Below are 26,996 nucleotides of genomic sequence, written 5' to 3'. Positions count from 1 at the left end.
ATGGAAAAGTCCCTCGGCATCTCCGGCCGTATCGCGGCCGGTTTCCAGCGCAACGCGATCACCCCGCTGCTGGCGCTGGTGCTGCTGCTGGCCGGCATCTTCGCCACGCTGATCACGCCCAAGGAAGAAGAGCCGCAGATCGACGTCACCATGGCCAACGTGCTGGTGCCCTTTCCGGGGGCCTCGGCGCGCGACGTCGAGGCTTTGGTGGCACGGCCGGCCGAGCAGGTGTTGTCGCGCATGGCGGGCGTCGAGCATGTCTACACCGTGTCGCGCCCCGGCATGGCGGTGATCACCGTGCAGTTCGAGGTCGGCGTGCCCAACCAGACCGCGCTGGTCCGGCTCTACGACACGGTGGACTCGCATGCCGACTGGCTGTCGCCACAGCTCGGCGTCGGCCAGCCGCTGATCAAGCCCAAGGGAATCGACGATGTGCCCATCGTCAGCTTCACGCTGTGGACCGCCGATCCCGAACGTGCCGCCTTCTCGCTGCAGCAGGTCTCGCGTGCGATCGAGACCGAGCTCAAGCGCATCCCCGGCACCCGCGACGTCGCCACCATCGGCGGCCCGGGCCACGTGATCCGGGTGGACATGGACATCGAGCGCATGAACGCGCACGGCGTCACCGCGCAGGACCTGCGCGGCGCGCTGCAGCTCGCCAACGCCTCGCAGCCGGCGGGCAGCCTGGTCGCGGGCAACAAGGAAGTGCTGGTGCAGACCGGCACCTACCTCGAGTCCGCCGAGGACGTGCGCAACCTGGTCGTGGGCGTCTCCGAGCGCCGACCGGTCTTCCTGCGCGACGTCGCCGAGGTCGTCGACGGCCCCGATCAGCCCGCGCAGTACGTCTGGTTCGGCACCGGCGCCGCCGCCTCGGAGCGCGGCATCGATCAGCACGGCCTCTTCCCGGCGGTCACCCTGGCGCTGTCGAAGAAGCCCGGCGCCAACGCAGCCGATGTCGCCCGCGCGGCGATGCAGCGCCTGGAGAACCTGCGTGGCAGCCTCATCCCGGAGGGCGTGGAGCTCACCGTCACGCGCGATTACGGCAAGACTGCCAACGACAAGGCCAAGCAGCTCATCGGCAAGCTCGCCTTCGCCACCGCCGCGGTGGTGGCGCTGGTGTTCTTCGCGCTCGGCCGGCGCGAGGCGATCATCGTCGGCATCGCGGTGTCGCTCACGCTCGCGGCGACGCTGTTCGCCTCCTGGGCCTGGGGCTTCACGCTCAACCGGGTGTCGCTGTTCGCGCTCATCTTCTCGATCGGCATCCTGGTCGACGACGCCATCGTCGTGGTGGAGAACATCCACCGCTGGCACACCCTCGAGCCCGACACGGCGCTGTGGAAACTGATCCCCAGGGCGGTCGACGAGGTCGGCGGCCCTACCATCCTCGCCACCTTCACCGTCATCGCGGCGCTGCTGCCGATGGCCTTCGTGACCGGGCTGATGGGTCCCTACATGAGCCCCATCCCGATCAACGCTTCGATGGGCATGTTCATCTCGCTGGTGGTGGCCTTCGTGGTCACGCCCTGGCTGGCGCAGAAGATGCTGAAGAACGTCGACGCCCATCAGCATGGTGGCGAAGACCGGATTACGAAGCGGCTCGACGGCCTCTTCCGTCGCGTGATGACGCCGATGTTCGACCCCCGCCGCGGCGCTCGCAACCGCCTGATGCTGTGGCTGGCCGTGTTCGCGCTCATCGGCGCCTCGGTGGCGCTGCCGGTGGTGCAGCTCGTGGTCATGAAGATGCTGCCCTTCGACAACAAGAGCGAGTTCCAGGTCGTGCTCGACATGCCGGCCGGCACGCCGGTCGAGGACACGGCGCGCGTGTTGAACGAGATCGGCGCACATCTGGCCACCGTGCCCGAGGTCACCGACTGGCAGTCCTACGCCGGCAGCGCGGCGCCGATCAACTTCAACGGCCTTGTGCGCCAGTACTACCTGAGGAGCGCCCCCGAACAGGGCGACATCCAGGTGAACCTGGTCGACAAGACCGCGCGCGAGCGCCAGAGCCACGAGATCGCGGTGTCGGTGCGCGACGCCGTCACCGCGATCGCCCTCCGCAACGGCGGCAACGCCAAGGTGGTGGAGGTGCCGCCCGGGCCGCCGGTGCTGTCGCCGATCGTGGCCGAGATCTACGGTCCGGATTACGACGGCCAGGTGGCGGTCGCGAAGCGGGTTCGTGCCGCCTTCGAGGACACCCCCGACATCGTCGGCGTGGACGACACGGTGGACGAGGACGCGCCCAAGCTCGTGCTGCGCGTCGACCAGGCCAAGGCCGCGCGCATGGGCGTGGCGCAGGCCGACATCGTCGAGGTCGTACGCCTCGGCCTCTCCGGCGAGAACGTCACCCCGGTGCATGGCGGCGACAACAAGTACGAGATCCCGGTGCGCATCCAGCTGCCGGCGGTGCGCCAGTCCGACCTCGCCGACCTGCTCGCCATGCAGGTGCGCGCGCGCGGCGGCGACAACGCCGGCCAGCGGGTGAAGCTCTCCGAGCTGGTGCAGGTGGCCGAGACGCGCCGCGAGCAGATCCTCTACCGCAAGGACCTGCTGCCGGTGGTGTACGTGACCGGCGACATGGGTGGCAAGCTGGATTCGCCGCTGTACGGCATGTTCGACATCCGCTCGCGCGTGAACGGCATGGCGCTCGAAGGTACCCGGGGGCTTGCCGGCACGCTCGGCGAGTGGTTCATTCGCCAGCCCGTCGACCCCTACGCCGGCTATCAGTTGAAGTGGGACGGCGAGTGGCAGATCACCTACGAGACCTTCCGCGACATGGGCGCGGCCTACGCCGTGGGCCTGGTGCTGATCTACCTGCTGGTGGTGGCGCAGTTCCGCAGCTACCTGGTGCCGCTGATCATCATGGCGCCGATCCCGCTCACCATCGTCGGCGTGATGCCCGGTCATGCGCTGCTCGGCGCGCAATTCACCGCCACATCGATGATCGGCATGATCGCGCTCGCCGGCATCATCGTGCGCAACTCGATCCTGCTGGTGGATTTCGTCAATCAGCAGGTGCGAGGGGTGGATGGCAAGCCGGGGATGGAATTCGGCGAGGCGCTGATCCGCGCCGCCGCGGTGCGCGCCAAGCCGATCGGACTCACCGCGCTGGCGGCGATGATCGGCGCGGTGTTCATCCTCGACGACCCGATCTTCAACGGGCTGGCGATCAGCCTGATCTTCGGCATCTTCGTGTCCACCGTGCTCACCCTGGTGGTGATCCCGGTGCTCTACTACGCGGCCATGCGTGGCCGCATCGCAAGCTTCGAGAACCCCGAGGAGAATCCCGCATGACCACCAATGAATACGTGCGCGCCTTCGCCGGCGCCTTCGTCCTGGCCTCGCTGGCCTTCGGCGTCGAGGCCTCGCCGCTCTTCGTCAGCAAGCACTTCCTGTGGGTGACCGGCTTCGTCGGCCTCAACCTCTTCCAGAGCGCCTTCACCGGCATCTGTCCGCTGGTCAACATCCTGCACAAACTGGGCGTGAAGGACGGCCCCGCGAGCTGCAACTGAGTGTTCAGCTACGCCGCAGCAGCATCCAGCCGGCGAACAGCACGGTCGCGGTGAAGCTCACCAGCGACCAGTTCGCGATCGACAGACCGAGGAAAGTCCATTCGATCACGGTGCAGTCTCCCGCGCCGCGGAAGATCATCGGCAGGGCCTGCGCGAGCGGGAAGCTCTCGAGCATGAACTCCAGCCCCGGGCCGCACTCCGGGATCAGCGGCGGGTTGAGCTGCATCCAGCTCTGACGCGCGGCGATCATGCCGCCGGTGAGCGCGGCCGCTCCGATCAGCACCGCGTAGATGCGCTCACCGCCGCGTCCAGGTGCATGCAGGCCGGCGATCAGCGCGATCAGCGCGGCGGTCGCGAAGGCGTAGCGCTGCATGATGCACATCGGGCAGGGCTCCAGGCCCAGGCCGTGCTGCAGGTAGAGGCCGAAGCCGAGCAGCCCGGTGGCGACCAGGAACAGGGCGAGGTAGAGCACCCGCGCGGGCAGGTTCAGGATGCGGTGTAGCAGGGTCATCGTATTCGATCTTCCGGGAAAGGGCGCCATTGTAGGCGAGCAGGCGAGCGGGGTCCGCGCTCTCGGACCCGTGCATGCTTGCGGTGTTCCCCGTGGGCGGCGGAGGTCGGGGGCCGCCGTGCATTCCGTGGGAGCGAGGCAAGCCCGCTTCGCGAGGCTGTGCAAGCCCGGGGCCCTCTCACCCGCGCTGATCGCCGCCCAGCGCCGCCTGCAGCATGTCCAGGAAAGCTCGCGTCTTCGCCGGCATCAGCCGCCGGCCCGGGAACACCGCCCAGGCGGCGATCGAGGGCGGACGCCAGTCGGGCAGCACCCGGCGCAGCTCGCCGCGCTGCACGTGGGGCGCGGCGAAATACTCGGGCACGGTGGTGATGCCCGCAGCCGCGCAGGCGAAGCGGATCAGCAGCTCGGGGGAGTTCGCGGTGATCGAGCCCGGCGGCACGCCTTCCCAGCGCTGATCGCCGCACAGCAGGGTCCAGCGGATCGCGTCGCCGGTGCGCGCGAGCAGGCGCAGCGCGCGATGGCGGTGGAGGTCGTCCGGCGCCTGCGGCTCGCCGTGCTCGGCGAGATAGGCGGGTGCGGCATACAGCCCCCACGGAAACACCGCCAGCCGGCGCGCGGCGAGCAGCGCGTCGTCCGGCAGGTCGCCGAGGCGGATCGCGAGGTCGAAGTTCTCGCCGAGCAGGTCCACCCGGCGTGGCGACAGGTCGAGCTCCAGCGTCACCGCGGGATGCAGCGCGGCGAAGGCGGCGAGCATGTCGGTGAGCAGCAGGTTGGCGAAGTCGCTCGGCATCGACACCCGCAGCCGCCCGCTCGGGCGCGCCTGGCGGCTCTCGGCGAGCGCCGCGACCGCCTCGACCTCGCTCTCGAGCTGGCGTGCGTGGTCGAGCAGGGCGGCGCCGAACTCGGTGATGTTGAGACGACGGGTGGTGCGCAGCAGCAGGCGCTCGCCGAGCTGCTCCTCCAGCCGCGACAGCCGACGCGAGACGGTGGACTTGGGCAGGCCGAGCTTGTCGGCCGCGGCGGTCAGGCTGCCCTCGGCCACCACGCGGGCGAAGACGAGCAGGTCGTTGGGGTCGATTTGTTCCATATAGGGAACAATCATGTGCGTCGAACGGGCTTAATGCAATCCCCGGCATCCAATACACTGCAATCCATCCCATCCCCAAGCCAGAGGACAAGCACATGAACATCCTGCAGATCAACGGTAGCGCCCGTTCCCAAGCCGGTAACTCCACCCGCCTCGCCAGCGAAGTTGTCGCCCGCCTGGTCGCCGCTGAGCCGGCCGCCCGTGTGGTGGTGCGCGACCTCGCCCGCGACCCTGCGCCGGCGATCGACGAGGCCGCGCTCGGCGCCCTGTTCACCCCGGCCGAGCAGCGCAGCCCCGAGCAGGCGGTGCGCGTGGCGCAGAGCGACGCGCTGGTCGCCGAGGTACAGGCGGCCGACGTGCTTGTGCTGGGCGTGCCGATGTACAACTTCGGCATCTCCACCCAGCTCAAGAACTGGATCGACGCGATCGCTCGCGCCGGCGTCACCTTCCGCTACACCGAGAACGGTCCCGAGGGCCTGCTCAAGGGCAAGAAGGCTTATGTCACCTTTGCGCGCGGTGGGCGCTACCGCGGTACCGCGGCCGACACCCAGACGCCTTACCTGAAGACCCTGCTCGGTTTTCTCGGCATCAACGACGTGCATTTCATCTACGCCGAAGGCCTGAACATGGGTGAAGAGGCCACGAAGCAGGGCTTCGCCGAGGCCGCGGCGGACATCGCCGCCGCGCTCGCCTGAGCCCTTGCGGCACGAGCCTCGCGACCGCCGCCGGCGTCGCGAGGCCCGCCTGAACGACGAGGGCGGGCCCACCCGCCCCACACCCCCCCGACCCCGGACAGAGGAGCACGCAGATGAGCACGACCCCCAACCCCCGCATCCCCTCCGCGACCGTGCAGCGTGCACGCACGGTGGAGCGGCTCGTGACCGGCCATCCGACTTCGGACGGTGCCGGTGTCAAACTCACCCGCGTGCTCACCCAGCCGCTGCAGCGCCGGCTCGATCCCTTCCTGATGCTCGACGCCTTCGGCAGCGACCAGGCCGACGACTACATCGCCGGCTTCCCCGACCATCCCCACCGCGGCTTCGAGACCGTGACCTACATGATCGCCGGCCGCATGCTGCATCGCGACAGCGCCGGCCACGAGGGCCTGCTGGAGAACGGCGGCGTGCAGTGGATGACCGCCGGCCGCGGCGTGATCCACTCCGAGATCCCGCAGCAGGAAGAGGGCGTGATGGAAGGCTTCCAGCTCTGGTTGAACCTGCCAGCACAGGACAAGATGAGCGCGCCCTGGTATCGCGACTTCGCCGCGGGGGAACTGCCGCGCTTCACCACCTCCGCCGGCGTCGAGGCCACCGTCATCGCCGGCGAGAGCCATGGCGTGACCGGCGCCGTCACCCGCACGGTCACCGCGCCGCTCTACCTCGACCTGCACCTGCCCGCCGGTTCGAGCTTCGCGCAACCCCTGGCGGCCGACCACAACGTCTTCGTTTACGTGTACCGCGGGCAGGTGAAGCTTGGCGAGGTGGCGGTGCCGGTGCGCAATATGGCGATCCTCGCCAACGCCGCGGATCGCGACGGCGTGCGCATTGAGGCGACCGAGGACGCCCGCGTGCTGCTGATCGCCGGCCGCCCGCTCGGCGAGCCGATTGCGCAATACGGCCCGTTCGTCATGAACAGCGAGCAGGAGATCTACCAAGCCGTAGCCGACTATCGCGCCGGCCGCCTGGCCGCCTGAAGAGAGACCTGCGGTTCGTCCGCGCTGGCGGCGATCGCGGGACAGGCGCCGCGGTCGCCCCGAAAACCGCCGCGCTTACTTTGCCCCGCCGCGATCGCGACTTGCGTCGCTCCTACGGGAACCGCCGCGCTTCCGAAGCAGTGCTGTAGGAGCGACGCAAGTCGCGATTACGGTGCTTCAGGCCGCGCCGTCGCGTGCTGCTCCGGCTCCCGGCCGTATCGCGACTTGCGGAGCGGCTCGGGAACGATGGGAAGTCGGGTGGGATGCGCTCAGGCGGCCACGGATGCGAGCGCGGCGACTTGGGCGCGGATCGGCGCCGGCACGGGGACCTCGCCCGCGAGCATGGCGCGGATCAACGCAGCGTTGTCCGCCACCGAGGGCGCATCCGGCAGCCCGGCGAGCGGGGGGGCGCCGCCTTCCTCTGCGGGGACAGCGACTCTGGCCTCGCCATCCACGTAGACCTTCATTTCCGGACAACGTCGCGGGTTGGCGTAGATCTCGCCCTCGGTGCCGCGCATCAGCATCGCGCGGCCGCCGTCGGCGCGCAGGAAGGCGTCCATGCGCTCGAGGTACTCGGGATGCGTCACCGCGACCACGCGTACGCTGCGCCCGCGGCAGGGGTCGACCAGCTTGGCCATGGTGTGGCCGCTCGCACGCACGCCCATGCGCAGGCGCAGCGCGAGCAGCGGATCCAGCCCGGACAGCAACTTGTCCACACCGATACAGGCGATGTGCCGCCGCGCGAGTTGCGCGGAAGCCTCGACGGCGTCGACGGCCGGATGCAGGTCGAGCGCGGCGAGCAGCTCGAAGGGGCTCACCCGCGTCTCGAAGTCGTGGCGGCCCTGGATCAGAACCGGCACGCCCTCGCGCGCGAGCAACAGCGCCACCAGCGGCATCAGGTTGGCCTGGCGGCGCGCGCCGTTGTAGGTCGGCAGCACCACGCAGCGCGGACCCTCGGGCACCGCCACCTGCACGGTGCGCGCGTCCATCGCCTGCTTGAAGCCGAGCAGCTCGGGCAGCGCCTCGCTCTTGATGCGGAAGGCGAGCAGGATGGCGCCGAGCTCGAGTTCGGGCACCACGCCGTCGAGGATGTCGCCGAAGAGCGCCGCCGCAGCGGCCGTGTCGAGGTCGCGGGCGCCCTTGGCGCCCCGTCCGATTTCCTTGATGATTGGACCGTATTTCATGGCGTCGATTATGGCGAGCTTCGCGCCGCGCGACCAGCGTGTCCACGCGCCGCACCCGCCGCACCCGCCGAAGAACAAGCAATCCCGTGGAGACTCGACGAATGGATGTCGGATTCATCGGGCTCGGCCTCATGGGCCGGCCCATGGCGCTCAATTTGCTGAAAGCGGGCCATCGCGTGCAGGTGTGGAGCCGGCGGCGCGAGTCGATGGGGCCGCTGCTCGAGGCCGGCGCGGGCGACTGCGCGAGCGCGGCCGAGGTGGCCCGGCGCGCGGCGGTGACGATCAGCATGGTGCCGGACGCGCCCGACGTCGAGCAGGTCACGCTGGGTGCCGATGGCGTGGCCGACGGTGCCGCACCCGGCCACATCCACATCGACATGAGCACGATCGCGCCCGCTGTGGCGCAGTCCATCGCCGAGCGCCTGGGGGCGCGCGGGGTGATCGCGCTCGATGCGCCGGTTTCGGGCGGCGAGCCGGGCGCGATCGCGGGTACGCTCACCATCATGGTGGGCGGCGACGCGGCGGCCTGCGCGCGCGTGCAGCCGCTGTTCGAGGCCATGGGCAAGTCGATCACCCGTATCGGCGAGGCCGGCGCCGGCCAGGTCGCCAAGGCCTGCAATCAGATCGTCACTGGGGTGGGCGTGGCGGCGGTGGCCGAGACGCTCAATTTCGCGGCCAAGAGCGGCGCGGACGGCACGAAGGTGCGCGAGGCGCTGCTCGGCGGCTTCGCGTATTCGCGCATCCTGGAGAACCACGGCCAGCGCATGCTCGAGCGCAACTTCCGGCCCGGCTTCAAGGCCTGGATGCACCAGAAGGACCTGCGCATCGTCATGGGCGAGGCGCACCGCCTCGGCGTGGCGCTGCCCGCGGCTGCGGCCGCGGCGCAGCTCTTCAACGGCATGCTGGGTTGCGGGATGGGGGATGAAGACTCGGTGGCGATGCTGAAGCTGCTGGAGCGCATGAGCGGCGGGGTGGGTGAATGAGCGCGCCCGCACGGCCGCCCGAAGGGAAGCGCTGCCCTCTCCCGGGGAGGAGGTCGCGCAGCGACAGGAGGGTGGTCCGGTGAGCGTGGCGGAAGGCAGGGCGGAGGGCGGGGCGATGAGGGTCGGTTTCATCGGGCTGGGCGTGATGGGCGAGCCGATGGCTCGCCACCTGCGCGCTGCGGGCCATGCGCTCGCGGTGTGGGCGCGGCGGCCGGAGTCGGCGGCGGCGCTGGTCGCCGAGGGCGTGGCGCTGTGCGCGACGCCTTCTGATCTGGCTGCGCGCAGCGAGGTGGTGATCACCATCGTCACCGCGAGCGCTGACGTCGAAGCGCTCGCCTTCGGGCCGCAGGGACTCGCCGAGGGCTTCGCGCCCGGGGCCGTCCATGTGGACATGAGCACGATCGCCCCGGCGTCGGCGCGCGCGCTCGCGGAGCGCTACGCCACGCGCGGCGTCGGCTGGGTGGACGCGCCGGTGTCGGGCGGCGGACAGGGCGCGCGCGCGGCCACGCTGGCGATCATGGCCGGTGCCGAGGCCGCCACGCTGGCGCGCGTGCGTCCGCTGCTCGAGGCGCTCGGCAAGCGCATCGTGCACATCGGCCCGCCGGGCGCCGGGCAGGTGGCCAAGGCCTGCAACCAGATGATCATGGTGTCGGCGATCCAGGCCTGCGCCGAAGCCTTCCGCCTCGCCGGCGCCCATGGGGTGGACCAGGCCGCGGTGCTGTGCGCGCTCGCTGGCGGGTCGGCGGGCTCGCGGGTGCTGGAGGTGATGGGCGCGAAGATGGTGGCGCGCGACTTCGCCGCCGGCGTCGAGGCCCGCCTGCACCACAAGGATTTCGCCATCCTGATGGAAGAGGCCGCCCGCCTCGGCGCGCCGCTGCCGGTGGCGGCGCAGGTTTGGCAGCAGCTCGACGCGCTGATGGGCGCAGGCTGGGGTCGGGACGACACCGCGAGCCTGCTGCGGGTGCTGGAGGGGTAGCGGAGGGCCTGTTCGCCTCTGGCGCGCGGGTCTCGTCGCCCGCCTGCGCCAACGGACATCGCTTTCGTCGGCGGCTGAATCGCGACTTGCGTCGCTCCTACGAAAACCGTCGTACTCATCGTTGCCGCTGGCGGCTGGGCGGTCTTGTGGGAGCGACGCAAGTCGCGATCGCGGCGCTTACGCGCTCGGTGGCGCGCATCGCTTTCGTCGGCGGCTGAATCGCGACTTGCGTCGCTCCTACGAAAACCGTCGTACTCATCGTCGCCGCTGGCGGCTGGGCGGTCTTGTGGGAGCGACGCAAGTCGCGATCGCGGCGCTTACGCGCTCGGTGGCGCGCATCGCTTTCGTCGGCGGCTGAATCGCGACTTGCGTCGCTCCTACGAAAACCGTCGTGCTCATCGTTGCCGCTGGCGGCTGGGCGGTCTTGTGGGAGCGATGCGAGTCGCGATGCGACTTGTCGTCGGGTCACGCGCGTGGCTTGCCGTACCACTTGAAGCGCTCGATCACCTCGGCCATCTCCTCTTCCGACAGCAGCACCGGCTCGCCCAGCTGCAGGGTGCGCCAGTACTGCTCGCAGAGGGTCTCGAACTCGATCGCCATCGCCAGCGCGTGCTCGAGGTCGCGGCCGAGGACGACCATGCCGTGGTTGGCGAGCAGGCAGGCGCTGCGCTCTTGCAGCGCCGCCACGGTGGCGTCGGACAGCGCCTGGGTGCCGAAAGTGGCGTAGCGCGCACAGCGCACCGTGGTGCCGCCGAAGCGCGCGATCATGTAGTGGAAGGGAGGGATGTCGAGGCGCTGGCAGGCGAGTGCGGTCGCGAAGGGCGCATGCGCGTGCAGCACCGCGCCGGCCGCCGGGAAGGCGGTATAGACGTCGTGGTGCAGCGGCCATTCGGACGAGGGCGCGCGCGCGCCGGCGTAGCGGCCGTCGGCCTCCACGACCACCATGTCCTCGGTGCGGCAGCGCTCGGCGGGGATCCCGCTCGGGCTGATCAGCATGCGCCCGCCCTCGAGGCGCTGGCTGGCGTTGCCCGAGGTGCCGACGTTGAGCCGCGCCGCGCCCATCGCGCGCAGGGTGTGGAGCAGGCTGGCGCGCGCGTCGTCCGCGCCGCGCCAGCCGGCTTCCTCGTGGATGCAGCCGGGCGTGCCGGCGCTCACCGTGCCTGCTCCGGGTAGAGGCGGGCGAGCTCGCCCGGGCGGGCGATGCCGCGCTCGGTGACGATGCCGGTGATGAGCGCAGCCGGGGTGAGGTCGAAGGCGGGGTTGGCGGCGCGCGTGCCCGCGGGGGCGAGCGCGAGCTCGGCGGTGGCGCCGTCGGCGGCCTCGCCACGTACATGCAGGACCTCGTCGGCGCCGCGGTCCTCGATCGGGATGGCGGCACCATCGGCGCTGGCGAAGTCGAGCGTGGAGTGCGGTGCGGCGATGTGGAAGGGCACCTCGGCGACGCGGGCGGCGAGCGCCTTGAGGTAGGTGCCGACCTTGTTGGCGGTGTCGCCGTTGGCGGCGATGCGGTCGGCGCCGGTGATGACGAGGTCGACCTCGTGGCGCATCAGCAGCAGGCCGGCGGCGTTGTCGGCGATGAGGATGTGCGGCACGCCGGCAGCGCGCAGCTCCCAGGCGGTGAGCAGACCCTGGTTGCGCGGCCGCGTCTCGCTCACAAAGACCTCGACCGCGATGCCCTCGGCCTGCGCCGCATACACCGGCGCGAGCGCGGTGCCGGCGCCGCAGGTGGCGAGCCAGCCGGCGTTGCAGTGCGTCATCAGCCGCACCGGGCCGGGACGGCGGGCGGCGATCTCGCGGATCAGGCGCACGCCGTGGCGGCCGATGGCGTCGCAGGTCGCGGTGTCGTCGGCGCGGATCGCCTCGGCCTCGGCCCAGGCCGCCCGCACGCGTGCAGCCGGCTGCAGCGGCTGCAGCGCGAGGCGCATGCGCTCGAGCGCCCAGTGCAGGTTCACCGCGGTGGGCCGGGTGGCACCCAGGGTGGCGAGCGCGTGCGCGAGCGTGGCGTCGTCGGCACCCTCGTCGGCGAGCGCGAGCGCCACCCCGAAGGCCGCGGTGGCGCCGATCAGCGGCGCGCCGCGCACCTGCATGCTGCGGATCGCGTGCGCGGCCTCGGCAAGGGTGCGCAGCGCGACGGTCTCGGTGCGGAAGGGCAGCAAGGTCTGGTCGAGGACATGGACGACCTCGCCGTCGCGGCGCAAGGTGGGGATGGGTTGTTCGAACATCGGGGCACTCTCGTGGAGGGGGGGCGGGGCGACTTAGAGCGCCACCAGTTTGGCGCAGGCGGCGGCGAGCGTGGCCTCGTTCTTGGCGAAGCAGAATCGGATCACGTGTTCGTCGCGGCCGTCGGCGAAGAAGGCCGACACCGGGATCGCGGCGACGCCGACATTGCGGGTCAGGTGCTCGCAGAAGGCGGCGTCGTCCAGGTCGGAGATCGCCGCATAGCGCGCGAGCTGGAAGTAGGTGCCGTGCGAGGGCAGCAGCTCGAAGCGCGAGGCGGCCAGCGCGGCGCGGAAGAAGTCGCGCTTGGCCTGGTAGAACGCGGCCAGGCCGAGGTGGCGCGAGGCGTCGGCCATGTAGTCGGCGAGCGCGAGCTGTACCGGAGTGTTCACGGTGAACACGTTGAACTGATGCACCTTGCGGAATTCGGCCATGAGCTCGCGCGGGGCGAGCACGTAGCCCACCTTCCAGCCGGTGATGTGGTAGGTCTTGCCGAAGCTCGACACCACGAAGCTGCGTTGCGCGAGCTCGGGGTGCGCGGCGCAGGAGGCGTGCGCCGCGCCGTCGAAGACGATGTGCTCGTAGACCTCGTCGGCCACCACGACGATGCCGGTGCCGCGCACCAGCGCCGCGAGGCGGTCGAGATCGTCCCGCGTCCATACCGTGGCGGTGGGGTTGTGCGGGGTGTTGATCATGATCATGCGCGTGCGCGGCCCGATCGCCGCCGCCACCGCGTCCCAGTCGGGGCGGTAGTCGGGTGCGGCCAAGCGCATGCGCACGACCTTGCCGCCGGCGGGCTCGATGGCGGGGACGTAGGAGTCGTACACCGGCTCGAACACGATGACCTCGTCGCCCGCGCGCACGCAGGCAGTCACCGCGGTGAACAGCGCCTGGGTGGCGCCGGCGGTGACGGTGATCTCGCGCTCGACGTCGTAGGCCGTGCCGTAGAGCGTCTCGACCTTGGCGGCGATCGCCGCGCGCAGCGCCGCGGTGCCGGCCATGGGCGCGTACTGGTTGTGGCCGGCACGCATCCAGTGCGCGACGCGCTCGAACAGCAGGTCGTCGGCGTTGAAGTCGGGGAAGCCCTGCGACAGGTTGATCGCGCCGCATTCCTGGGCGAGGCGGGACATCACGGTGAAGATCGTCGTGCCGACGTGCGGCAGGCGGGACTCGATCGGCGCGGGGAAGTTCGGCATGGCGGCGGCTCGGTGCGGTGCGGACCGGCATTGTCGCAAACCGGCCGGGTGCGCGGTAGGCACGGCGTGCGCGGCCGAGGGCGCCGGGGGGCGCATGTTAGAATCCGGGTGTTCTCGACTTCCATCCGGCCCCCAACGTGCGCAACCTGCTCATCCTGATCCTTGTCGTGTTCGGCATCTGGTGGGCGCGCGGCGCGGTGCGCCGCCTCAAGGCGCGTGGCGGACTCGGGCGCAAGGCCGAGGACGGGCGCCTGGGCAAGCCCGAGGTCATGCTCGAGTGCCGACACTGCGGGCTGATCGTGCCCGAGTCCGAGGGCGTGCGCGCCGGCGAAACCTTCTATTGCTGCGACGAACATCGCCGTGCCGGCCCGCGACCCGATTGAAGCGGCCGCCTTCGCGGTCGATGCGGCCGACCGCGCGCGCCGGCGTGCGCTGCGTTACCTCAACGTCTTCCGGCTGATCCTGGGCGGTCTCTTCCTCGTCGCCGGCGAGGCGCTCGGCCTCGGCAGCGAGAGCCCGCGCCTCTACCTCGTGGCGGTGGTCGGCTACCTCGCCGCGGTGCTCAGTCTCGGTTTCCCCGACGCGGTGCGACGGCTCGGCTTCGAACGCGTCGTGACCCTGCTCGCGCTCGCCGACATCGTCGCGCTCGCGGCGATCATGTGGGTGAGCGGCGGCTACCGTAGCGGCATGCCGGTGCTGATGATGGTGATGCTCGCCGGTGCAGGCCTGATCGGCGAAGGGCGCATGGTGATGTTCTCGGCCGCGCTCGCCACCCTGGCAGTGCTGGTCGAGAACGCCTCGCGGCTTTTCGGTGGGGGGCAGTCGGTCGAGTTCCTGCAGGTCGGCATCTTTTGCGCCGGCTTTTTCGGCATCGCGGCGATCGCGCGCCTGCTCGCGCTGCGCGCCCAGGCCAACGCCGCGCTAGCGGCCGAGCGCGGCGTGGCGCTCGCCAAGCAGCAGGCGGTGAGCGCCCACATCCTGCGCGACATGCAGGACGGCGTGATCGTGGTCGGCGCGCGCGGCCGCGTCCTCCACGCCAACGCGCAGGCGCTCGAGATGCTCGGCCTGACCCGTGCCGGCGACGGGGCGCTCGACGGACTCGCGCTCGCCGATCTCGACGCCGGGCTGGAGGACATGCTGCAGCCGGCGGTGGGCGAGGACGGGCGTCTGATGCGGGTGGGTGCGGCCGGCCGCCTGCTGCGCTGCCGCCGCGTGCAGGGCGACCGGGGGAGCGCGGCCGAGGGCGACACCCTGCTGTATCTAACCGACTACGAGGAGATCCAGCGCCAGCTGCAGCAGATCAAGCTCGCCGCGCTCGGCCGCCTCACCGCAAGCATGGCGCACGAGATCCGCAACCCGCTGTCGGCGGTGACCCAGGCCGCCGAGCTGCTCGGCGAGGAAAAACGCGCCGACATGCAGGCGCGCCTGGTGCGCATCATCAACGATAATGCGCGCCGCATCGAGCGCATGATCCGCGACGTGCTCGCCCTCGGCCGGCGCGAGCAGACCATGCCCGAGGCCCTGCGCCTGGCCGCCTTCGTGCGCGAGATCCTCGATGCGCGCGTGTTCCGCGAGCCCGCCGAGGCGCAGCTGTACGAGCTTGCGATCGACCCTGCGCTGACCCTGGCGATGGACCGCGCCCACCTGCACCAGATCCTCGACAACCTGCTGTCGAACGCGGCCCGCCATGCCTCGGGCGCGCCCGGCGCGGTGCGCCTGTGGGCGGAGGCCCTGCCGCACGCCAAGGTCGTGCTGCACGTGCAGGACGACGGTCCGGGCTTCGACGAGGCGATGCGGGCGCACCTGTTCGAACCTTTCTTCACCACCCATCCCAAGGGTACCGGCCTCGGACTGTACATCGCGCGCGAGCTGGCCGAGGCCAACGACGCCACCCTGGCGCTCGCCCCGAGTACCCCCGGTGCCGACTTCATCCTCACCGCGAGCCAGCAGCCATGACCCAGGTCGACCGCCGCAACCGGCCCCGTGCCGCCGACGTCCTCGTCGTCGATGACGAGGACGACATCCGGGAACTGCTCGAGCTCTCGCTGATGCGCATGGGACTGGCCTGCGACACGGCGGGCTCGGTGGGCGCGGCGCGTGCGCTGCTGGCCGAGCGCAGCTACCGGCTGTGCCTGACCGACATGCGCCTGCCCGACGGCGACGGGCTGGAGCTGGTCGAGTACATCCAGACGCTGCGGCCGGGCCTGCCGGTGGCGGTGATCACCGCCTTCGGCAGCATCGAGACCGCGATCCGCGCGCTCAAGCTGGGTGCCTTCGACTTCGTCACCAAGCCGGTCGAGCTCAAGGCCTTGCGCGAACTCGTGCAGCACGCGCTCAAGCTGCACGCGGTGGAGCCGGTCGAGCATGGTGCGGCGTCGGCGGAGCGCAGCCTGATCGGCCACTCGGCGGCCTTCGTGCAGCTGCGCGCCCAGGCCGGGAAGCTTGCGCGCAACCAGGCGCCGGTGTTCATCCATGGTGAGTCCGGGACCGGCAAGGAGGTGATTGCGCGCTACATCCACGCGCTCGGTGCGCGCGCCGCCGGCCCCTTCGTGCCGGTCAACTGCGGGGCGATCTCGCCCGAGCTGATGGAGAGCGAGTTCTTCGGTCATCGCAAGGGCAGCTTCACTGGCGCCACCGCGGACAAGAGCGGGCTGTTTCAGGCCGCGGGCGGCGGCACCCTGTTCCTCGACGAGATCGGCGAACTGCCGTTGGCGATGCAGGTCAAGCTGCTGCGCGCGATCCAGGAGCGCGCGGTGCGCCCGGTGGGTGCGCATGCCGAGGAGCCGGTGGATGTGCGCATCCTCTCCGCGTCGCACCAGGATCTCGGCCGCCTGGTGGCCGAGGGGCGCTTCCGCCAGGACCTGTTCTTCCGCATCAACGTGATCACCTTGCGCGTGCCGCCGTTGCGCGAGCGCCGCGAGGACATCCCCGACCTGGCCGCCCACATCCTCGCCCGCCTCGCCGTGCGCGAGGGTGGGGCGCCGCGCCGGCTTTCCGCGGCGGCGCTCGAGGCGCTGCAGGCCTACGCTTTCCCCGGCAACGTGCGCGAGCTGGAGAACCTGCTCGAGCGCGCCTGTGCGCTGTGCGAGGGTGAGGAGATCGGTGCCGGCGACCTCGGGGTGGAGGACGATTGCGGCGCGCTCGCGGCGCCGGGGGGGGGCGAGAATGGTGCATCGCCGGCGACCGAGGCCGAAGTGGCCGGCGAGGGCCGGGATGAGGTCGAGCGCCTGCGCATCATCCGCGCGCTCGAGCAGACGCGCTGGAACCGGTCGGCGGCCGCGCGCAACCTCGGCATGACCTTGCGTCAGCTGCGCTACCGTTTGCAGAAGTGGGGAATGGACTAGCGGGCGCAGGCCGCGGACGCTGGTGCGGCGGGGCCGCCGCGGGTGGACGCCGGCGCATGGGCGTCTAGAATGACGTCATGAACCCGACCATCCTGCACCACGGCGCGCGCGACGGCGTCACCGGTTCCTGTCACCAGCTCTTCGTCGAGGGGCGCAACAGCCTGCTGGTCGACTGCGGCCTGTTCCAGGGCGCGGAGACCGCGCCCGACGGGCGCTCGGCCGCCGACCGGCTGGAGATCGATTTCCCGCTCGAGGGTGTTGGCGCGCTGGTGCTGACCCACGTCCACATCGACCATTGCGGCCGCCTGCCGTGGCTGCTCGCCGCTGGCTTCAAGGGGCCGATCCTGTGCAGCGAGCCCTCGGCACGCCTGCTGCCCACCGTGCTCGCCGACGCCTTCGCGGTGGGCGTGAGCCGCGACCGCGCCCTGATCGAGCGCTACCTCGGCAAGGTGGAGGCGCGCATCCGCGCGCTGCCCTACGGCAAGTGGCACCTGGTGTATCGCAGCCCGGACGCGAGCTGCAGGATCCGCCTGCAGCGCGCCGGCCACATCCTCGGCTCGGCCTACGTCGAATGCGAGCTCTCGGGCGCGGCGTGGCCGCAGCCGCTCCGGGTGGTGTTCTCGGGCGATCTCGGGGCGCCGCACGCGCCGCTGCTGCCGGCGCCGCGTCCGCCCTGGCGGGCGGACGTGCTGGTGTTGGAGACCACCTACGGCGACCGCGTCCACGAGAATCGCCGCGACCGGCGTGCGCGTCTGCAGGCGGTCGTCGAGCATGCGCTCGAGGACGGCGGCACGGTGATCGTGCCCGCCTTCAGCATCGGGCGCACGCAGGAGCTGCTCTACGAGTTCGAGGACATCCTGCATCGCCAGCGCTTGCGGCCCGGGCCGCATGCCGCAGCCTGGGGCGGGCTGCGGATCTTCCTCGACTCGCCGCTGGCGCAGCGCTTCACCGCGCTCTACCGCGAGTTGCAGCCGTTCTGGGACGCCGAGGCGCGCGCGCGCGTGCGCGCCGGGCGCCAGCCGCTGTCCTATGATCAGCTGGTGGCGATCGACAGTCACGAGGACCATCTCGCCAACGTGCGCAGGCTCGCACGCAGCCGCGAGCCTGCGGTGGTGATCGCCGCGAGCGGCATGTGCGCGGGCGGCCGGGTGGTGAATTACCTCCGCGAGATGCTCGGCGACCCGCGCCACGACGTGCTTTTCGTCGGCTATCAGGCGCGCGGCACGCCCGGCCACGCCATCCAGGCCTACGGGCCGCGCGGCGGCTACGTGGAGCTGGACGGCGAACGCGTGGACATCCGCGCCGGCATCCATACGCTGTCGGGCTACTCGGCGCATGCCGACCGCGACGATCTGACCCGCTTTGTCACCCGCATGCGCCATCTCCCAGGCGAGGTGCGCCTGGTGCATGGCGAAGATGGGGTGCGTGCGGAATTTGCCCGCCACCTGCAGGAGGCGACCGGCGGGCACGTGCGCGTGGTGGTGTGAAGACCTGCCGGCTCGGCGCACACCCTACTGCTGCAGGCGGCGCAGGTACTCGCGGGTGAACATGCGCTCGGGGAGGTCGCGCACGTTCATGTTCTCGTAGGTCAGCACCGAGATCTCGCCCTTCTTGAGCGCGTCCTCCATGACCAGCCGGGTGGGGCGGATCGCGCCGGCCATCTGGCGGAATTCTTCGTAGCGTGCGGTCTTGAGCAGACGACCGGAGAGTGCGTAGAACTCGGCCTTGAGCGGGCGCTGGTCGCGCTCGCCCACCCAGTAGCGCACGCGTGCATAGGTGACGCCGCGATCGACCGCCTTGAGGTCGAGCACCACCACGGGCTGGCCGTCGATCGTTTCGCGGCCGGCGATGGTCGGCGTGTAGTCGCCAGCCAGGTTGGCCCGTGCGAGGTCGCCGTTGGCCACCTGCCCGGTCAGGCGCTGGGCCAGCGACAGGCGCACCGGCTGCGACACGCTCGGCATGAAGATCCACAGGTCGCGGGCGCGCATCAGCAAGGCCTGGCCACGCTCGGTGGCCGGCTCCATCGTCAGCACGATGGTGTTTTCGTTCCCGCGCGAGAGGATGCGGTAGGTGCGCGAGTCGCCTTCTGCACCGTCGGTATAGTTGCGCACGACGACCTCGGTCTGGAAGCTCTCGCGCGGGAAGCGGATGGCGTCGGCGCGCTGGACCAGATCGATCGCCACCGCGTCGACCGGCTCGGGGGGTGCGGGCTCGGCAGGCGCGGGGGCGTCGGTCGCATGCGCCAGCGTCGGCAGCAGCAGGCTGCCGGCGAGGCAGGCGACGAATCGGCGGCGGGATCGTAAGCTTGGCGTCATGGGTGCTATCCTTTCGAAGTTATCTTCATTCTCGATCGTCCTGATGGCCATCGTCCAGATCGAACACGTGAGCAAGAGTTTTCGTCTCGGCGAGCAGATGGTGCTGGCGCTGGACGACGTCTCGCTCGAGATCGAGCCAGGGGTGTTCCTGGCGATCGCAGGGCCTTCGGGCAGTGGCAAGTCGACCTTGCTGAACATCATCGGCTGCATCGACACGCCGAGTTCGGGGCGGGTGGTCGTGGACGGTCACGACGTGTCGAACCGTACGCCCGACGAACTGGCCGACCTGCGTGCCCGTACCATCGGCTTCATCTTTCAGACCTTTAATCTGCTCCCTGTCCTGTCGGCCGCGGAGAACGTCGAGTATCCCCTGCTGCAGATGCCCGAGCTCACGAAGAAGGAGCGCGCGGAACGGGTGCGCCATTATCTCGGGGTAGTCGGCCTGAAGAAATACGCCGAGCATCGGCCGAACCAGCTCTCCGGCGGCCAGCGCCAGCGCGTGGCGATCGCGCGCGCGCTGGCCACGCACTCCAAGATCGTCCTTGCCGACGAGCCCACCGCCAACCTCGACAGCAAGACCGGCACCAGCATCCTCAAGCTGATGCGCGACATCAACCGCCAGTCGGGGACGACTTTCGTCTTTTCCACCCACGACCGCAAGGTCATGAACATGGCCGACCGGCTGGTGCGCATCGCCGACGGCCAGATCATCGCGCTCGGCATGAAGGCCGACGACCGCTGGGTGTTCGTCGATGGGCGGACGCCGCGCGACGAGGATATCCGCGAAATCTAGGAACGAGTGCAATGCCACTGTCGAAGAAGCTGCCTTGTCTGACCGTTCTTGCCCTTGTCCTGGGGGCCCTCTCCGTGCCGGCGACTGCGGCGGGGCCGCAGCTCGCGCCAAAACCGGTGTCGGTGGAGGTGGAAGAAGGGGAGCCCGCTGCCGAAGAACCCGTGACGGACGCGGACGCGGGTGAGGCCGACGCCGAACTCGACGCGCTGCTCGACGTCGGAGCGCCGGCGTCCGGTGCAGAGGGCGCGGACGGCCTCAAGTGGAACGGTTACACCGAACTCGGGGCGGCATACACATACCGGGATCCGGAGCGCTGGTCGCGCCTGCGCGCGCGTGGGGAACTCGGTGTCGCCGGGCAGCTGGCGCCGCGGGCGCGATGGAAGCTGAGCGCGCGCGCCGAGGCCGACGGTGCTTTCGACCTCGAGGACGAACATTATCCGGCCGCCGTGCGGCGCGACCGCCGCACGGATTTCGTGTTGCGCGAGGCTTATGTCGATCTGGGCCATGGCGACTGGGAATTCCGTGCCGGGCGGCAGCAGATCGTATGGGGCGAGATGGTCGGCTTCTTTTTCGCCGACGTCGTGTCCGCACGCGACATGCGGGATTTCCTGCAGCCGGAACTCGAGGGCATGCGGATTGGGCAGTGGGCGCTGCGCGCCGAGCATTTCGGTGCCGAAACGCACCTAGAGTTCCTGTGGGTGCCGAAGCCCTCGTTCGACGAGATCGGCGAGCCCGGCGACGATTTCTTCGTCTTCCCGTGGTTGCCTGCAGGTACGGTGCTGGACGAGGATCGTCCGGGGAAGGATCTGGATGGCTCGAACTGGGGTGCGCGCGTCTCGCGACTCGTCGATGGGTGGGATCTCAGCGCCTTCTATTACCGCAGCTACGATGTCTCGCCGACGCTATACGCCCTGAACCAGGGTGTGGCCCGCCTGCGACACGACCGGATCGGGCAGCTTGGCGGCACTTTCAGCAAGGATCTCGGCAGCTTCGTGCTGAAGGGCGAGGCGGTCCATACGCACGGTCGCAGCCTGAATACGTTCTCGAGCGGTCCGGGCCTCTCCATCGGGCTGCTGCCGACCGACATGGTCGACTATGCGCTCGGGGTCGATGTGCCCGCGGGCGACTGGCGCTTCAACGTGCAGTACTACGGGCGCTGGCTGGAGGAGCATGTTCCGGCCTTGATGGCCGATCGGCACGAGCAGGGCGTCACCTTGCAGGTCGTTCATGGCGCGGGCACGAACCTGGAGGCGGAAGTCCTCGCGCTGTCCAGCATTAACCGGTCGGATCACCTGATTCGACCGAAGCTGACCTGGAAATTCGCCCCGGCATGGAGGCTCGTCGGTGGCGTCGACGTCTTCGGCGGGAATGGAAGGGGGTTTTTCAGCCGTTACGATCGGAACGATCGTGTCTATCTCGAACTGCGCCACATGTTCTGAGTGCCCCGGGCGGGCTCAGGCCGCCTTACCGGTCATCGCCTGGATCAACTGCCTGGACTGGACGGGATCCGGCAGCAGGCGATGAACCCGATCGCCGTTCATGTGCATCAGGCGTTCGTGGCGGGCGACGCGCTCCTCGAACTCGGACAGGGGCAGATGGAGGAGCACGGCCGGAGCGTTGACCCTGGGGCAGATCTTCTCCACGCCCACGCGACGAAAGCCGAATACGCGCTGATGGAATCCCGCATGGCGCGGATTGACCTCGGCGAAAATGTCGGTGACGCGCCGCGTCGCCTGGGTGATCACGAACACGGCCTGCATCACGCCAGCCAGCGCTTCGTGCGATCCGCGCTCGGGATCGATCGCCAACTGTGTAATTTCGCACACTCGACCCCCGGTCGCGCGCACGTGGTCGATCTCTTTGCTGTACAAAGTGTCCGCGAGCAATCCACCACCGTGATCGACGCGGATCGTCGCCGTCGCGACCGCTTCCCCGTCGAGGAGAGCGACCACGGTGATGTCGCGCGGGTCGATGTTGGCGTGCATCCCGTAGGGAAAAAGGCCGCGCGCCGAGTACATGCGCTCGATCAGCTTGGCCGTCTGGCGCTTGAGCGCTTCACTGCCGTTGGCGATGCAGACCTGGAAGCCGCTGCGTTCGAACGAAAGGCCGCGCAGTGCGGCGGTGTTCTCGTCGAACCACTGATGCGGCGACGTCTCCGGCGATTGGAATCCGGCGCCAGACAACGCTAGGTAAGCGAGGTCGCGTACGGGCGGGGGGCAGTTCGTGCCCCGCGAAGAGTGGATCTGGCGCATTGGAGTGGCCCAATTCGTTTACGTTCTGGGTGGTCTGGAGTGCGCGCGCGGCGAGCGCGGACGACTCCCATCGGATCAATGATAATCCGGAACGGGCGAGCCGTGAATCTAGCCGACTTCATGTCTCCTGAAATGTAGGCGCTTGTGTGCAATCCTGCCTGGCGTCGCGGCGGGCGGTGCCCGTACGATGGCCCTCGCATTCGCGTCGTCGTATATCATTCGCCGTCCGGGACTTACGAAGGGGCTTGTCATGTTCAGAAGCGTCAAAAGCGCATCATCCGCGGTGTTGCATTTCCTCGTTCTCGCTGTGGCGGCGGGACTGCTCGGTGGTTGTGCCTCTTCCTTCCCGCCTGCCCCCGCGTCCGCGGCCGATGCGGACTACAACTACGTGATCGGGCCCGGGGATAGCGTCAATATCGTGGTCTGGCGCAACCCCGAGCTGTCCACCTCCGTCCCGGTCCGGCCGGACGGGAAGATCACGGCACCGCTGGTCGAAGACCTGCCCGCGATGGGCAAGGATTCGAGCACGCTGGCCCGCGACATCGAGAAGCAGCTTGCGAAGTTCATCCGCGATCCGGTCGTGACGGTGATCGTCGGTGGCTTCGTCGGTCCTTACAGCGAACAGATCCGCGTGATCGGCGAGGCGGCCAATCCGCAGACGCTGGCGTACAAGCAGAAGATGACTCTGCTCGACGTGATGATCGCAGTCGGCGGGCTCACGGACTTCGCCGACGGTAACGGCGCGAGCATCCTGCGCACCGCCGAGGGCAACAAGCAATACAGCGTGCGCATCCGTGACCTCGTCAAGCGCGGCGACGTCTCGGCGAACGTCGAGATGCGCCCTGGCGACGTGTTGATCATCCCGCAGAGCTGGTTCTGACCTCCATCCATACACGCCCGCAAGCCGATCGCAGAAGGTCGGTGGCGGGCGCTCAGCACGACCGTGACCCATGGAAGAACTCGTAACACAGATCATCGGCTACCTGCGCGGCATGTGGCGGTTCCGCTGGTGGGGGCTTGCGCTCGCGTGGGTCGCAGGTATCGCCGGTAGCCTGGCGATCTACTTCATGCCGGACCACTACGAGTCGTCCGCACGCATCCACGTGGATACCCAGTCGGTGCTGCGCCCGCTGATGTCCGGGCTCGCCGTCCAGCCCAACATCAGCCAGCAGATCGACTTGCTCAGCCGCACGCTGATCAGCCGGCCCAACGTCGAGAAGCTGATCACCATGGCCGACCTCGACCTCACGGTGCAGAACGCACAGCAGCGCGAGGCCCTGATCACCTCGGTGACCAGCCGGCTGCGCATCCAGTCCGGCCGCGGCGACAACCTGTTCACGCTCTCGTACGAAGACGTCGAGCCGCATCGTGCGCAGCGCGTCGTGCAGTCGCTGCTGTCCCTGTTCGTCGAATCCGGTCTCGGCGGCAAGCGTCAGGATACCGACGCGGCACGGCGCTTCATCGAGGACCAGATCCGCAGCTACGAGCAGAAGCTGACCGACGCCGAGAACCGGCTCAAGGACTTCCGCCTGCGCAACATGGCGCTGCTGGGTACCGGCGCGCGCGATTACGTCACCCAGATCGCCGAGACCAACGAGCAATTGCGCGAAGCACGCCTGGAACTGCGCGAGGCCGAGAACTCGCGCGACGCGCTCCGCCAGCAACTCTCCGCAGCGCCGTCCGATGCGGGCATCGCGCCGCCGCCGATGGTGGCGACGCCCGAGATCGATGCCCGCATCGACCTGCTCAAGAGAAACCTCGACGAGATGTTGCAGCGCTACACCGAGATGCACCCGGACGTGGTCGGTGCACGCCGCGTCATAGAGGATCTCGAGAAGCAGAAGAAGGCGCAGCTGGCCGAGCTGAGCGCGAGCATGGCGGGCAGTACCTTCGGTGCTCCCGGCGCCATGAGTGCGGGGGTCGAGCAGACCCGGCTCGCGGTGGCGCAGGCCGAGGCCCGGGTCGCGTCGCTGCGTGCGCGGGTGGCCGAGTTCGAGAGCCGCCTGGCGAGCCTCTCGGAGGACGCCAAGCGGATCCCCGAGCTCGAGACCGAGATGGCGCAGCTCAACCGCGATTACAGCGTCCACAAGAGCAACTACGACCAGCTGGTATCGCGGCGGGAGTCGGCGAACATCGCCGCCGAGATGAGCACCCAGTCGGGCATCGCCGACTTCCGCATCATCGATCCGCCCACCCTGCCCACCAAACCCTCGGCTCCCAACCGGCTGCTGCTGCTGCCGCTCGCCGCGCTGGTGGGTCTGGGGGCGGGGTTCGCGCTCACCTTCCTGATCAGCCAGCTGCGACCGGCGTTCAGCGATGCGCGCCAGCTGCGCGAGATCACCGGCCTGCCGGTGCTCGGCACCGTCTCCATGCTGACCACTTCGGAGCGTCGTCGTCGTCGCCGCAACGGGCTGTTCGCCTTCGGCAGCGGTCTGGTGGCGTACGCCGGGGTGTTCGCCGCGGTTACGGTCGCGATCGTGTTCCTGCAGAGTTGAACGGGGTGCCCGGATGAGCATTATCGAAAAAGCAGTCAAGCGCCTCGACCAACTCAAGAGTGCGGCGGGCGAGGGCGCCGTCGAATCCGCTCCGGTGCCGGAGGCGCTCGTCCTGCCCGAGGACAAGCCGCTTGCGCCCAAGGTGGAGTCGAATGCGCCGGTGGTCGCGACCCCCGCGCCGGTGCGCGCCCAGCCCAAGAGCGTCCATATCGATCTCGCGCGCCTGGCCGCTCGCGGCTTGGTCACGCCCGACCAGCCGCGCTCGGCCATTGCCGAGGAGTTCCGCCTGATCAAGCGTCCCTTGCTGGCCAATGCCGTCCTCGAGGGGCCGGCGGCGGTCGATAACGGCAACCTGATCATGATTTCCAGCGCGCTTCCTGGCGAGGGCAAGACCTTCAACGCGATCAATCTCGCGATCAGCATGGCGATGGAGCTCGACTACACGGTGCTGCTGGTGGACGCCGACGTGTCGCGTCCCTCGGTGCTGCGCGAGTTCGATCTGCCGCCGCAGCCGGGACTGATGGACGTGCTCGCCGGCGAGGTCGAGGACCTCTCCGAGGTCCTGCTCAAGACCAACATCGACAAGCTGTCCATCCTGCCGGCGGGCATGCCGCACCAGCGCGCGACCGAACTGCTCGCCTCGGACGGCATGACGCAGTTGCTCGAGCAGATGGCGCATCGTTACGCCGACCGGATCATCGTGTTCGACTCGCCGCCGCTGCTGGTCACGACCGAATCGCGCGTGCTTGCCACCCACATGGGACAGGTGGTCCTCGTGGTGGAGGCCGAGCGCACCACCCACGCCCACGTTCGCCAGGCGCTCGCAGCGATCGAGCCCTGCCCGATCCGCATGATGGTGCTCAACAAGTCGCGTGATCGCTCGGTGGGGGGCTACTACGGCTATGGATACGGATACGGATATGGGAAAGCGCCCGAAGCCAGTTCCGAGGCGGCCTGAGCCCCGGCGTACCGGCCTCGTCGCCGGTGCGTGCGTGCTCGCGCTCCTGTGCCCGGCCACCGGAGCGGTCGCGCAGTCGACCCGGGTCACGCCCACGTTCGACACTGAACTCACCTGGACCGACAACGCCGGCCTCGATCGCGAGGGCGGTCGGGACTGGCTGCTCGAGGTCTCGCCCGGCGTGTCGGTGAGCCGCAGCGCAGGGCGTCTCAACGGCAGCCTGAGCGCGCGCCTGCGCAACCTCGTCCATTCCTCTTCGAGCGAGGACGACTCCACTTACCTCTCCTTCGACGGCAGGGGCGCCTACGAGGCGCTGGAGGATCTGCTGTTCCTCGATTTCAGCGGGGGAATCACCCGCAACAACTATTCCGCCTTCAGCGGGCGGGCGCCCGGCGACCCGTTCGGTTTCGACAAGGACAACGAAGTCCGCTATTGGTCGATCACCCCGCGGCTCGAGTCCGACCTGCGCTTCGGCGAGGCTGCACGCGGTTCGGTGAGCTATTCGTCCAGCGGCGTGCGATCCAACAGCAGCGGTCTCGGCGACCAGAGCGCGGACACCGTGGAGGCCAGCCTCGCCGATCCGGGCGGCTTGCGGTTTTTCGGCTGGGGCCTGGCCTATGCCCGCACCGAAAGTGATGGCGGCACCGCCGCCACCGGCCAGCGTGGCGAGGAGTCGGTGCGTGGCACGCTGTACGCCAACGTCTCCCCGCAGCTGCGCCTGCGCGGCATCGTCGGGCACGAGTCCAACGACTACGCGGACGGCAGGAAGGACAGCAGCGGGATCGTTGGCGCCGGGGTGGACTGGTACCCGACCGACCGCACCTCGCTCGCCGCGACGGTCGAGGATCGGGTGTTCGGGCGCGGCTACGATCTCGCCCTCAACCACCGCATGCGCCGCGCGGTCTTCTTCCTCGGTGCGACGCGCGACGTCTCCTCGCTCGCACAGACGCTGGGCACGGTGGTGCTCGCGGATCGGGACTGCTTCATGCGCGTACGCGACATCGCCGATCCGATCGAGCGCGAGCAGGCCCTCAACGAATGTCTCACCTTCGGCGTGCTGCGCTCCAATGCCGCCTACGTCGAGCGCGCGTTCCGTGGCGGCGTCTCGCTGCTCGGGGTGCGCAACACCTTGAGCTTGTCCGCCAGTCGCAGCGATCGCAGCCGCATCGGTTCGACCACCGGCCTGCTTCCGGACGACGACCTGCGCGACACCGAGCGGGTGCGCATCACCACCACCACGCTCGCCTGGAGCCACACGCTCAGCGGCACGAGTTCGCTGTATGCCACGCTCGCGCGCTCGGATTCCGAGAGTGCGGCCGACGCCGACCTCGCACTGCGTCGCCTGACCGGCACGGTGGGCGTCGATCGTACGCTCGGCCCCAGGACGCGCGCGGGGCTGCGCTACCGATATGAAAAGACCGAGGGCGAGAGCGACTACACGACGAATTCCGTCACCGCCATCCTCGGCATGCGGTTCTGAACG

24 protein-coding genes are annotated in these 26,996 nt (G+C 69.6%); 16 read left to right on the top strand and 8 right to left on the bottom strand.

Going from position 1 to position 26,996, the window contains the following annotated elements; translation table 11 throughout:
• Both TMZ1T_RS15915 and TMZ1T_RS15910 read left to right on the top strand, forming a co-directional pair.
• Positions 1-3,291, top strand: a complete 3,291-nt coding sequence (locus TMZ1T_RS15915; protein WP_012585911.1) for an efflux RND transporter permease subunit — start codon at positions 1-3, stop codon at positions 3,289-3,291.
• Positions 3,288-3,509 carry a YgaP family membrane protein gene (locus tag TMZ1T_RS15910; protein ID WP_004298486.1) on the top strand — a complete coding sequence of 74 codons (222 nt, stop codon included), beginning with the start codon at positions 3,288-3,290 and terminating at the stop codon, positions 3,507-3,509. The genes TMZ1T_RS15915 and TMZ1T_RS15910 overlap by 4 nt, the downstream gene beginning before the upstream one ends.
• Positions 3,510-3,513: 4 nt before the next feature.
• Here the strand turns inward: TMZ1T_RS15910 and TMZ1T_RS15905 are convergent, their stop codons facing one another.
• Positions 3,514-4,020, bottom strand: coding sequence for a disulfide bond formation protein B (locus TMZ1T_RS15905; RefSeq protein ID WP_004298488.1), 507 nt, complete (start codon positions 4,018-4,020; stop codon positions 3,514-3,516).
• A gap of 178 nt (positions 4,021-4,198) precedes the next feature.
• Positions 4,199-5,107: a LysR substrate-binding domain-containing protein gene (locus TMZ1T_RS15900; RefSeq protein ID WP_004298490.1), complete on the bottom strand. Its 909-nt coding sequence runs from the start codon at positions 5,105-5,107 to the stop codon at positions 4,199-4,201.
• Between the two features lie 95 nt (positions 5,108-5,202).
• Here TMZ1T_RS15900 and TMZ1T_RS15895 point away from each other — a divergent pair, with 95 nt between their 5' ends.
• Both TMZ1T_RS15895 and TMZ1T_RS15890 read left to right on the top strand, forming a co-directional pair.
• Positions 5,203-5,802: an FMN-dependent NADH-azoreductase gene (locus tag TMZ1T_RS15895; RefSeq protein WP_012585909.1), complete on the top strand. Its 600-nt coding sequence runs from the start codon at positions 5,203-5,205 to the stop codon at positions 5,800-5,802.
• 113 nt (positions 5,803-5,915) lie between these two features.
• Positions 5,916-6,800 (top strand): pirin family protein, encoded by an 885-nt coding sequence (locus TMZ1T_RS15890; protein ID WP_012585908.1) that lies wholly within the window; start codon positions 5,916-5,918, stop codon positions 6,798-6,800.
• A 269-nt stretch (positions 6,801-7,069) separates the two neighbouring features.
• Here TMZ1T_RS15890 and ybiB read toward each other — a convergent pair whose 3' ends face one another.
• Positions 7,070-7,984: a DNA-binding protein YbiB gene (ybiB, locus tag TMZ1T_RS15885; RefSeq protein WP_012585907.1), complete on the bottom strand. Its 915-nt coding sequence runs from the start codon at positions 7,982-7,984 to the stop codon at positions 7,070-7,072.
• 101 nt (positions 7,985-8,085) lie between these two features.
• Here ybiB and TMZ1T_RS15880 point away from each other — a divergent pair, with 101 nt between their 5' ends.
• Positions 8,086-8,967 (top strand): NAD(P)-dependent oxidoreductase, encoded by an 882-nt coding sequence (locus TMZ1T_RS15880; protein WP_012585906.1) that lies wholly within the window; start codon positions 8,086-8,088, stop codon positions 8,965-8,967.
• Between the two features lie 115 nt (positions 8,968-9,082).
• Positions 9,083-9,943, top strand: coding sequence for an NAD(P)-dependent oxidoreductase (locus TMZ1T_RS15875; RefSeq protein ID WP_012585905.1), 861 nt, complete (start codon positions 9,083-9,085; stop codon positions 9,941-9,943).
• Between the two features lie 465 nt (positions 9,944-10,408).
• On the opposite strand, the gene TMZ1T_RS15870 is transcribed toward TMZ1T_RS15875, so the two are convergent.
• The 3 genes from TMZ1T_RS15870 to TMZ1T_RS15860 are packed head-to-tail and all read right to left on the bottom strand — an operon-like array spanning position 10,409 to position 13,356.
• Positions 10,409-11,098 carry a class II aldolase/adducin family protein gene (locus tag TMZ1T_RS15870; RefSeq protein WP_004299660.1) on the bottom strand — a complete coding sequence of 230 codons (690 nt, stop codon included), beginning with the start codon at positions 11,096-11,098 and terminating at the stop codon, positions 10,409-10,411.
• A complete protein-coding gene (gene mtnA, locus TMZ1T_RS15865; protein ID WP_012585904.1) occupies positions 11,095-12,165 on the bottom strand; it encodes an S-methyl-5-thioribose-1-phosphate isomerase in 1,071 nt (356 codons plus the stop codon). The genes TMZ1T_RS15870 and mtnA overlap by 4 nt, the downstream gene beginning before the upstream one ends.
• Positions 12,166-12,198: 33 nt before the next feature.
• Positions 12,199-13,356, bottom strand: a complete 1,158-nt coding sequence (locus tag TMZ1T_RS15860; protein ID WP_012585903.1) for a pyridoxal phosphate-dependent aminotransferase — start codon at positions 13,354-13,356, stop codon at positions 12,199-12,201.
• 137 nt (positions 13,357-13,493) lie between these two features.
• Here TMZ1T_RS15860 and TMZ1T_RS15855 point away from each other — a divergent pair, with 137 nt between their 5' ends.
• The 4 genes from TMZ1T_RS15855 (at position 13,494) to TMZ1T_RS15840 (ending at position 18,187) form a co-directional block, all read left to right on the top strand.
• Positions 13,494-13,739 (top strand): PP0621 family protein, encoded by a 246-nt coding sequence (locus tag TMZ1T_RS15855; protein WP_004299655.1) that lies wholly within the window; start codon positions 13,494-13,496, stop codon positions 13,737-13,739.
• A complete protein-coding gene (locus tag TMZ1T_RS15850) occupies positions 13,717-15,312 on the top strand; it encodes a two-component system sensor histidine kinase NtrB (protein ID WP_012585902.1) in 1,596 nt (531 codons plus the stop codon). Before TMZ1T_RS15855 ends, TMZ1T_RS15850 begins: the two co-directional genes overlap by 23 nt.
• The gene (locus TMZ1T_RS15845) at positions 15,309-16,700 is read left to right on the top strand and encodes a sigma-54-dependent transcriptional regulator (protein ID WP_004299651.1); all 1,392 of its coding nucleotides are present in this window, start codon (positions 15,309-15,311) and stop codon (positions 16,698-16,700) included. The genes TMZ1T_RS15850 and TMZ1T_RS15845 overlap by 4 nt, the downstream gene beginning before the upstream one ends.
• 77 nt (positions 16,701-16,777) lie before the next feature.
• Positions 16,778-18,187 carry an MBL fold metallo-hydrolase RNA specificity domain-containing protein gene (locus TMZ1T_RS15840; RefSeq protein ID WP_004299649.1) on the top strand — a complete coding sequence of 470 codons (1,410 nt, stop codon included), beginning with the start codon at positions 16,778-16,780 and terminating at the stop codon, positions 18,185-18,187.
• A gap of 24 nt (positions 18,188-18,211) precedes the next feature.
• Here the strand turns inward: TMZ1T_RS15840 and TMZ1T_RS15835 are convergent, their stop codons facing one another.
• Positions 18,212-19,015: an outer membrane lipoprotein-sorting protein gene (locus TMZ1T_RS15835; protein WP_004299647.1), complete on the bottom strand. Its 804-nt coding sequence runs from the start codon at positions 19,013-19,015 to the stop codon at positions 18,212-18,214.
• 43 nt (positions 19,016-19,058) lie between these two features.
• Between TMZ1T_RS15835 and TMZ1T_RS15830 the strand changes: the two genes are divergently transcribed.
• Both TMZ1T_RS15830 and TMZ1T_RS15825 read left to right on the top strand, forming a co-directional pair.
• Positions 19,059-19,808 (top strand): ABC transporter ATP-binding protein, encoded by a 750-nt coding sequence (locus TMZ1T_RS15830; RefSeq protein WP_004299645.1) that lies wholly within the window; start codon positions 19,059-19,061, stop codon positions 19,806-19,808.
• A gap of 11 nt (positions 19,809-19,819) precedes the next feature.
• On the top strand, positions 19,820-21,247 hold the full coding sequence (locus TMZ1T_RS15825; protein ID WP_012585901.1) for a DUF1302 family protein: 1,428 nt from the start codon (positions 19,820-19,822) through the stop codon (positions 21,245-21,247).
• 15 nt (positions 21,248-21,262) lie between these two features.
• On the opposite strand, the gene TMZ1T_RS15820 is transcribed toward TMZ1T_RS15825, so the two are convergent.
• A complete protein-coding gene (locus tag TMZ1T_RS15820; protein WP_004299642.1) occupies positions 21,263-22,060 on the bottom strand; it encodes an N-acyl amino acid synthase FeeM domain-containing protein in 798 nt (265 codons plus the stop codon).
• A 250-nt stretch (positions 22,061-22,310) separates the two neighbouring features.
• Here TMZ1T_RS15820 and TMZ1T_RS15815 point away from each other — a divergent pair, with 250 nt between their 5' ends.
• The 4 genes from TMZ1T_RS15815 to TMZ1T_RS15800 all read left to right on the top strand — a co-directional run bounded on the left by TMZ1T_RS15815 (position 22,311) and on the right by TMZ1T_RS15800 (position 26,993).
• The gene (locus tag TMZ1T_RS15815) at positions 22,311-22,940 is read left to right on the top strand and encodes an XrtA/PEP-CTERM system exopolysaccharide export protein (protein ID WP_012585900.1); all 630 of its coding nucleotides are present in this window, start codon (positions 22,311-22,313) and stop codon (positions 22,938-22,940) included.
• A 70-nt stretch (positions 22,941-23,010) separates the two neighbouring features.
• On the top strand, positions 23,011-24,555 hold the full coding sequence (locus tag TMZ1T_RS15810) for an XrtA system polysaccharide chain length determinant (protein ID WP_012585899.1): 1,545 nt from the start codon (positions 23,011-23,013) through the stop codon (positions 24,553-24,555).
• Positions 24,556-24,568: 13 nt separating this feature from the next.
• Entirely contained in the window at positions 24,569-25,513 is a 945-nt protein-coding gene (locus TMZ1T_RS15805) for an XrtA-associated tyrosine autokinase (RefSeq protein WP_004299637.1), read from the top strand.
• 34 nt (positions 25,514-25,547) lie between these two features.
• Positions 25,548-26,993 carry a TIGR03016 family PEP-CTERM system-associated outer membrane protein gene (locus TMZ1T_RS15800; RefSeq protein ID WP_187283006.1) on the top strand — a complete coding sequence of 482 codons (1,446 nt, stop codon included), beginning with the start codon at positions 25,548-25,550 and terminating at the stop codon, positions 26,991-26,993.
• Positions 26,994-26,996 lie beyond the last annotated feature (3 nt).

The sequence above is a fragment of the Thauera aminoaromatica genome (genome assembly GCF_000021765.1).
GTDB classification, from domain to species: domain Bacteria; phylum Pseudomonadota; class Gammaproteobacteria; order Burkholderiales; family Rhodocyclaceae; genus Thauera; species Thauera aminoaromatica.
This window is presented reverse-complemented; position numbering and strand designations above follow the sequence as displayed.

Bases quoted from the DNA above. Each gene is read 5' to 3' on its own strand.
- TMZ1T_RS15895 (WP_012585909.1), top strand. From the start codon at position 5,203: ATGAACATCCTGCAGATCAACGGTAGCGCCCGTTCCCAAGCCGGTAAC.
- TMZ1T_RS15835 (WP_004299647.1), bottom strand. From the start codon at position 19,015: ATGACGCCAAGCTTACGATCCCGCCGCCGATTCGTCGCCTGCCTCGCC.
- TMZ1T_RS15815 (WP_012585900.1), top strand. From the start codon at position 22,311: ATGTTCAGAAGCGTCAAAAGCGCATCATCCGCGGTGTTGCATTTCCTC.
- mtnA (WP_012585904.1), bottom strand. From the start codon at position 12,165: ATGTTCGAACAACCCATCCCCACCTTGCGCCGCGACGGCGAGGTCGTC.
- TMZ1T_RS15875 (WP_012585905.1), top strand. From the start codon at position 9,083: ATGAGGGTCGGTTTCATCGGGCTGGGCGTGATGGGCGAGCCGATGGCT.
- TMZ1T_RS15915 (WP_012585911.1), top strand. From the start codon at position 1: ATGGAAAAGTCCCTCGGCATCTCCGGCCGTATCGCGGCCGGTTTCCAG.
- TMZ1T_RS15905 (WP_004298488.1), bottom strand. From the start codon at position 4,020: ATGACCCTGCTACACCGCATCCTGAACCTGCCCGCGCGGGTGCTCTAC.
- TMZ1T_RS15890 (WP_012585908.1), top strand. From the start codon at position 5,916: ATGAGCACGACCCCCAACCCCCGCATCCCCTCCGCGACCGTGCAGCGT.
- TMZ1T_RS15805 (WP_004299637.1), top strand. From the start codon at position 24,569: ATGAGCATTATCGAAAAAGCAGTCAAGCGCCTCGACCAACTCAAGAGT.
- TMZ1T_RS15860 (WP_012585903.1), bottom strand. From the start codon at position 13,356: ATGCCGAACTTCCCCGCGCCGATCGAGTCCCGCCTGCCGCACGTCGGC.
- TMZ1T_RS15900 (WP_004298490.1), bottom strand. From the start codon at position 5,107: ATGGAACAAATCGACCCCAACGACCTGCTCGTCTTCGCCCGCGTGGTG.
- ybiB (WP_012585907.1), bottom strand. From the start codon at position 7,984: ATGAAATACGGTCCAATCATCAAGGAAATCGGACGGGGCGCCAAGGGC.
- TMZ1T_RS15845 (WP_004299651.1), top strand. From the start codon at position 15,309: ATGACCCAGGTCGACCGCCGCAACCGGCCCCGTGCCGCCGACGTCCTC.
- TMZ1T_RS15910 (WP_004298486.1), top strand. From the start codon at position 3,288: ATGACCACCAATGAATACGTGCGCGCCTTCGCCGGCGCCTTCGTCCTG.
- TMZ1T_RS15830 (WP_004299645.1), top strand. From the start codon at position 19,059: ATGGCCATCGTCCAGATCGAACACGTGAGCAAGAGTTTTCGTCTCGGC.
- TMZ1T_RS15825 (WP_012585901.1), top strand. From the start codon at position 19,820: ATGCCACTGTCGAAGAAGCTGCCTTGTCTGACCGTTCTTGCCCTTGTC.
- TMZ1T_RS15810 (WP_012585899.1), top strand. From the start codon at position 23,011: ATGGAAGAACTCGTAACACAGATCATCGGCTACCTGCGCGGCATGTGG.
- TMZ1T_RS15880 (WP_012585906.1), top strand. From the start codon at position 8,086: ATGGATGTCGGATTCATCGGGCTCGGCCTCATGGGCCGGCCCATGGCG.
- TMZ1T_RS15840 (WP_004299649.1), top strand. From the start codon at position 16,778: ATGAACCCGACCATCCTGCACCACGGCGCGCGCGACGGCGTCACCGGT.
- TMZ1T_RS15820 (WP_004299642.1), bottom strand. From the start codon at position 22,060: ATGCGCCAGATCCACTCTTCGCGGGGCACGAACTGCCCCCCGCCCGTA.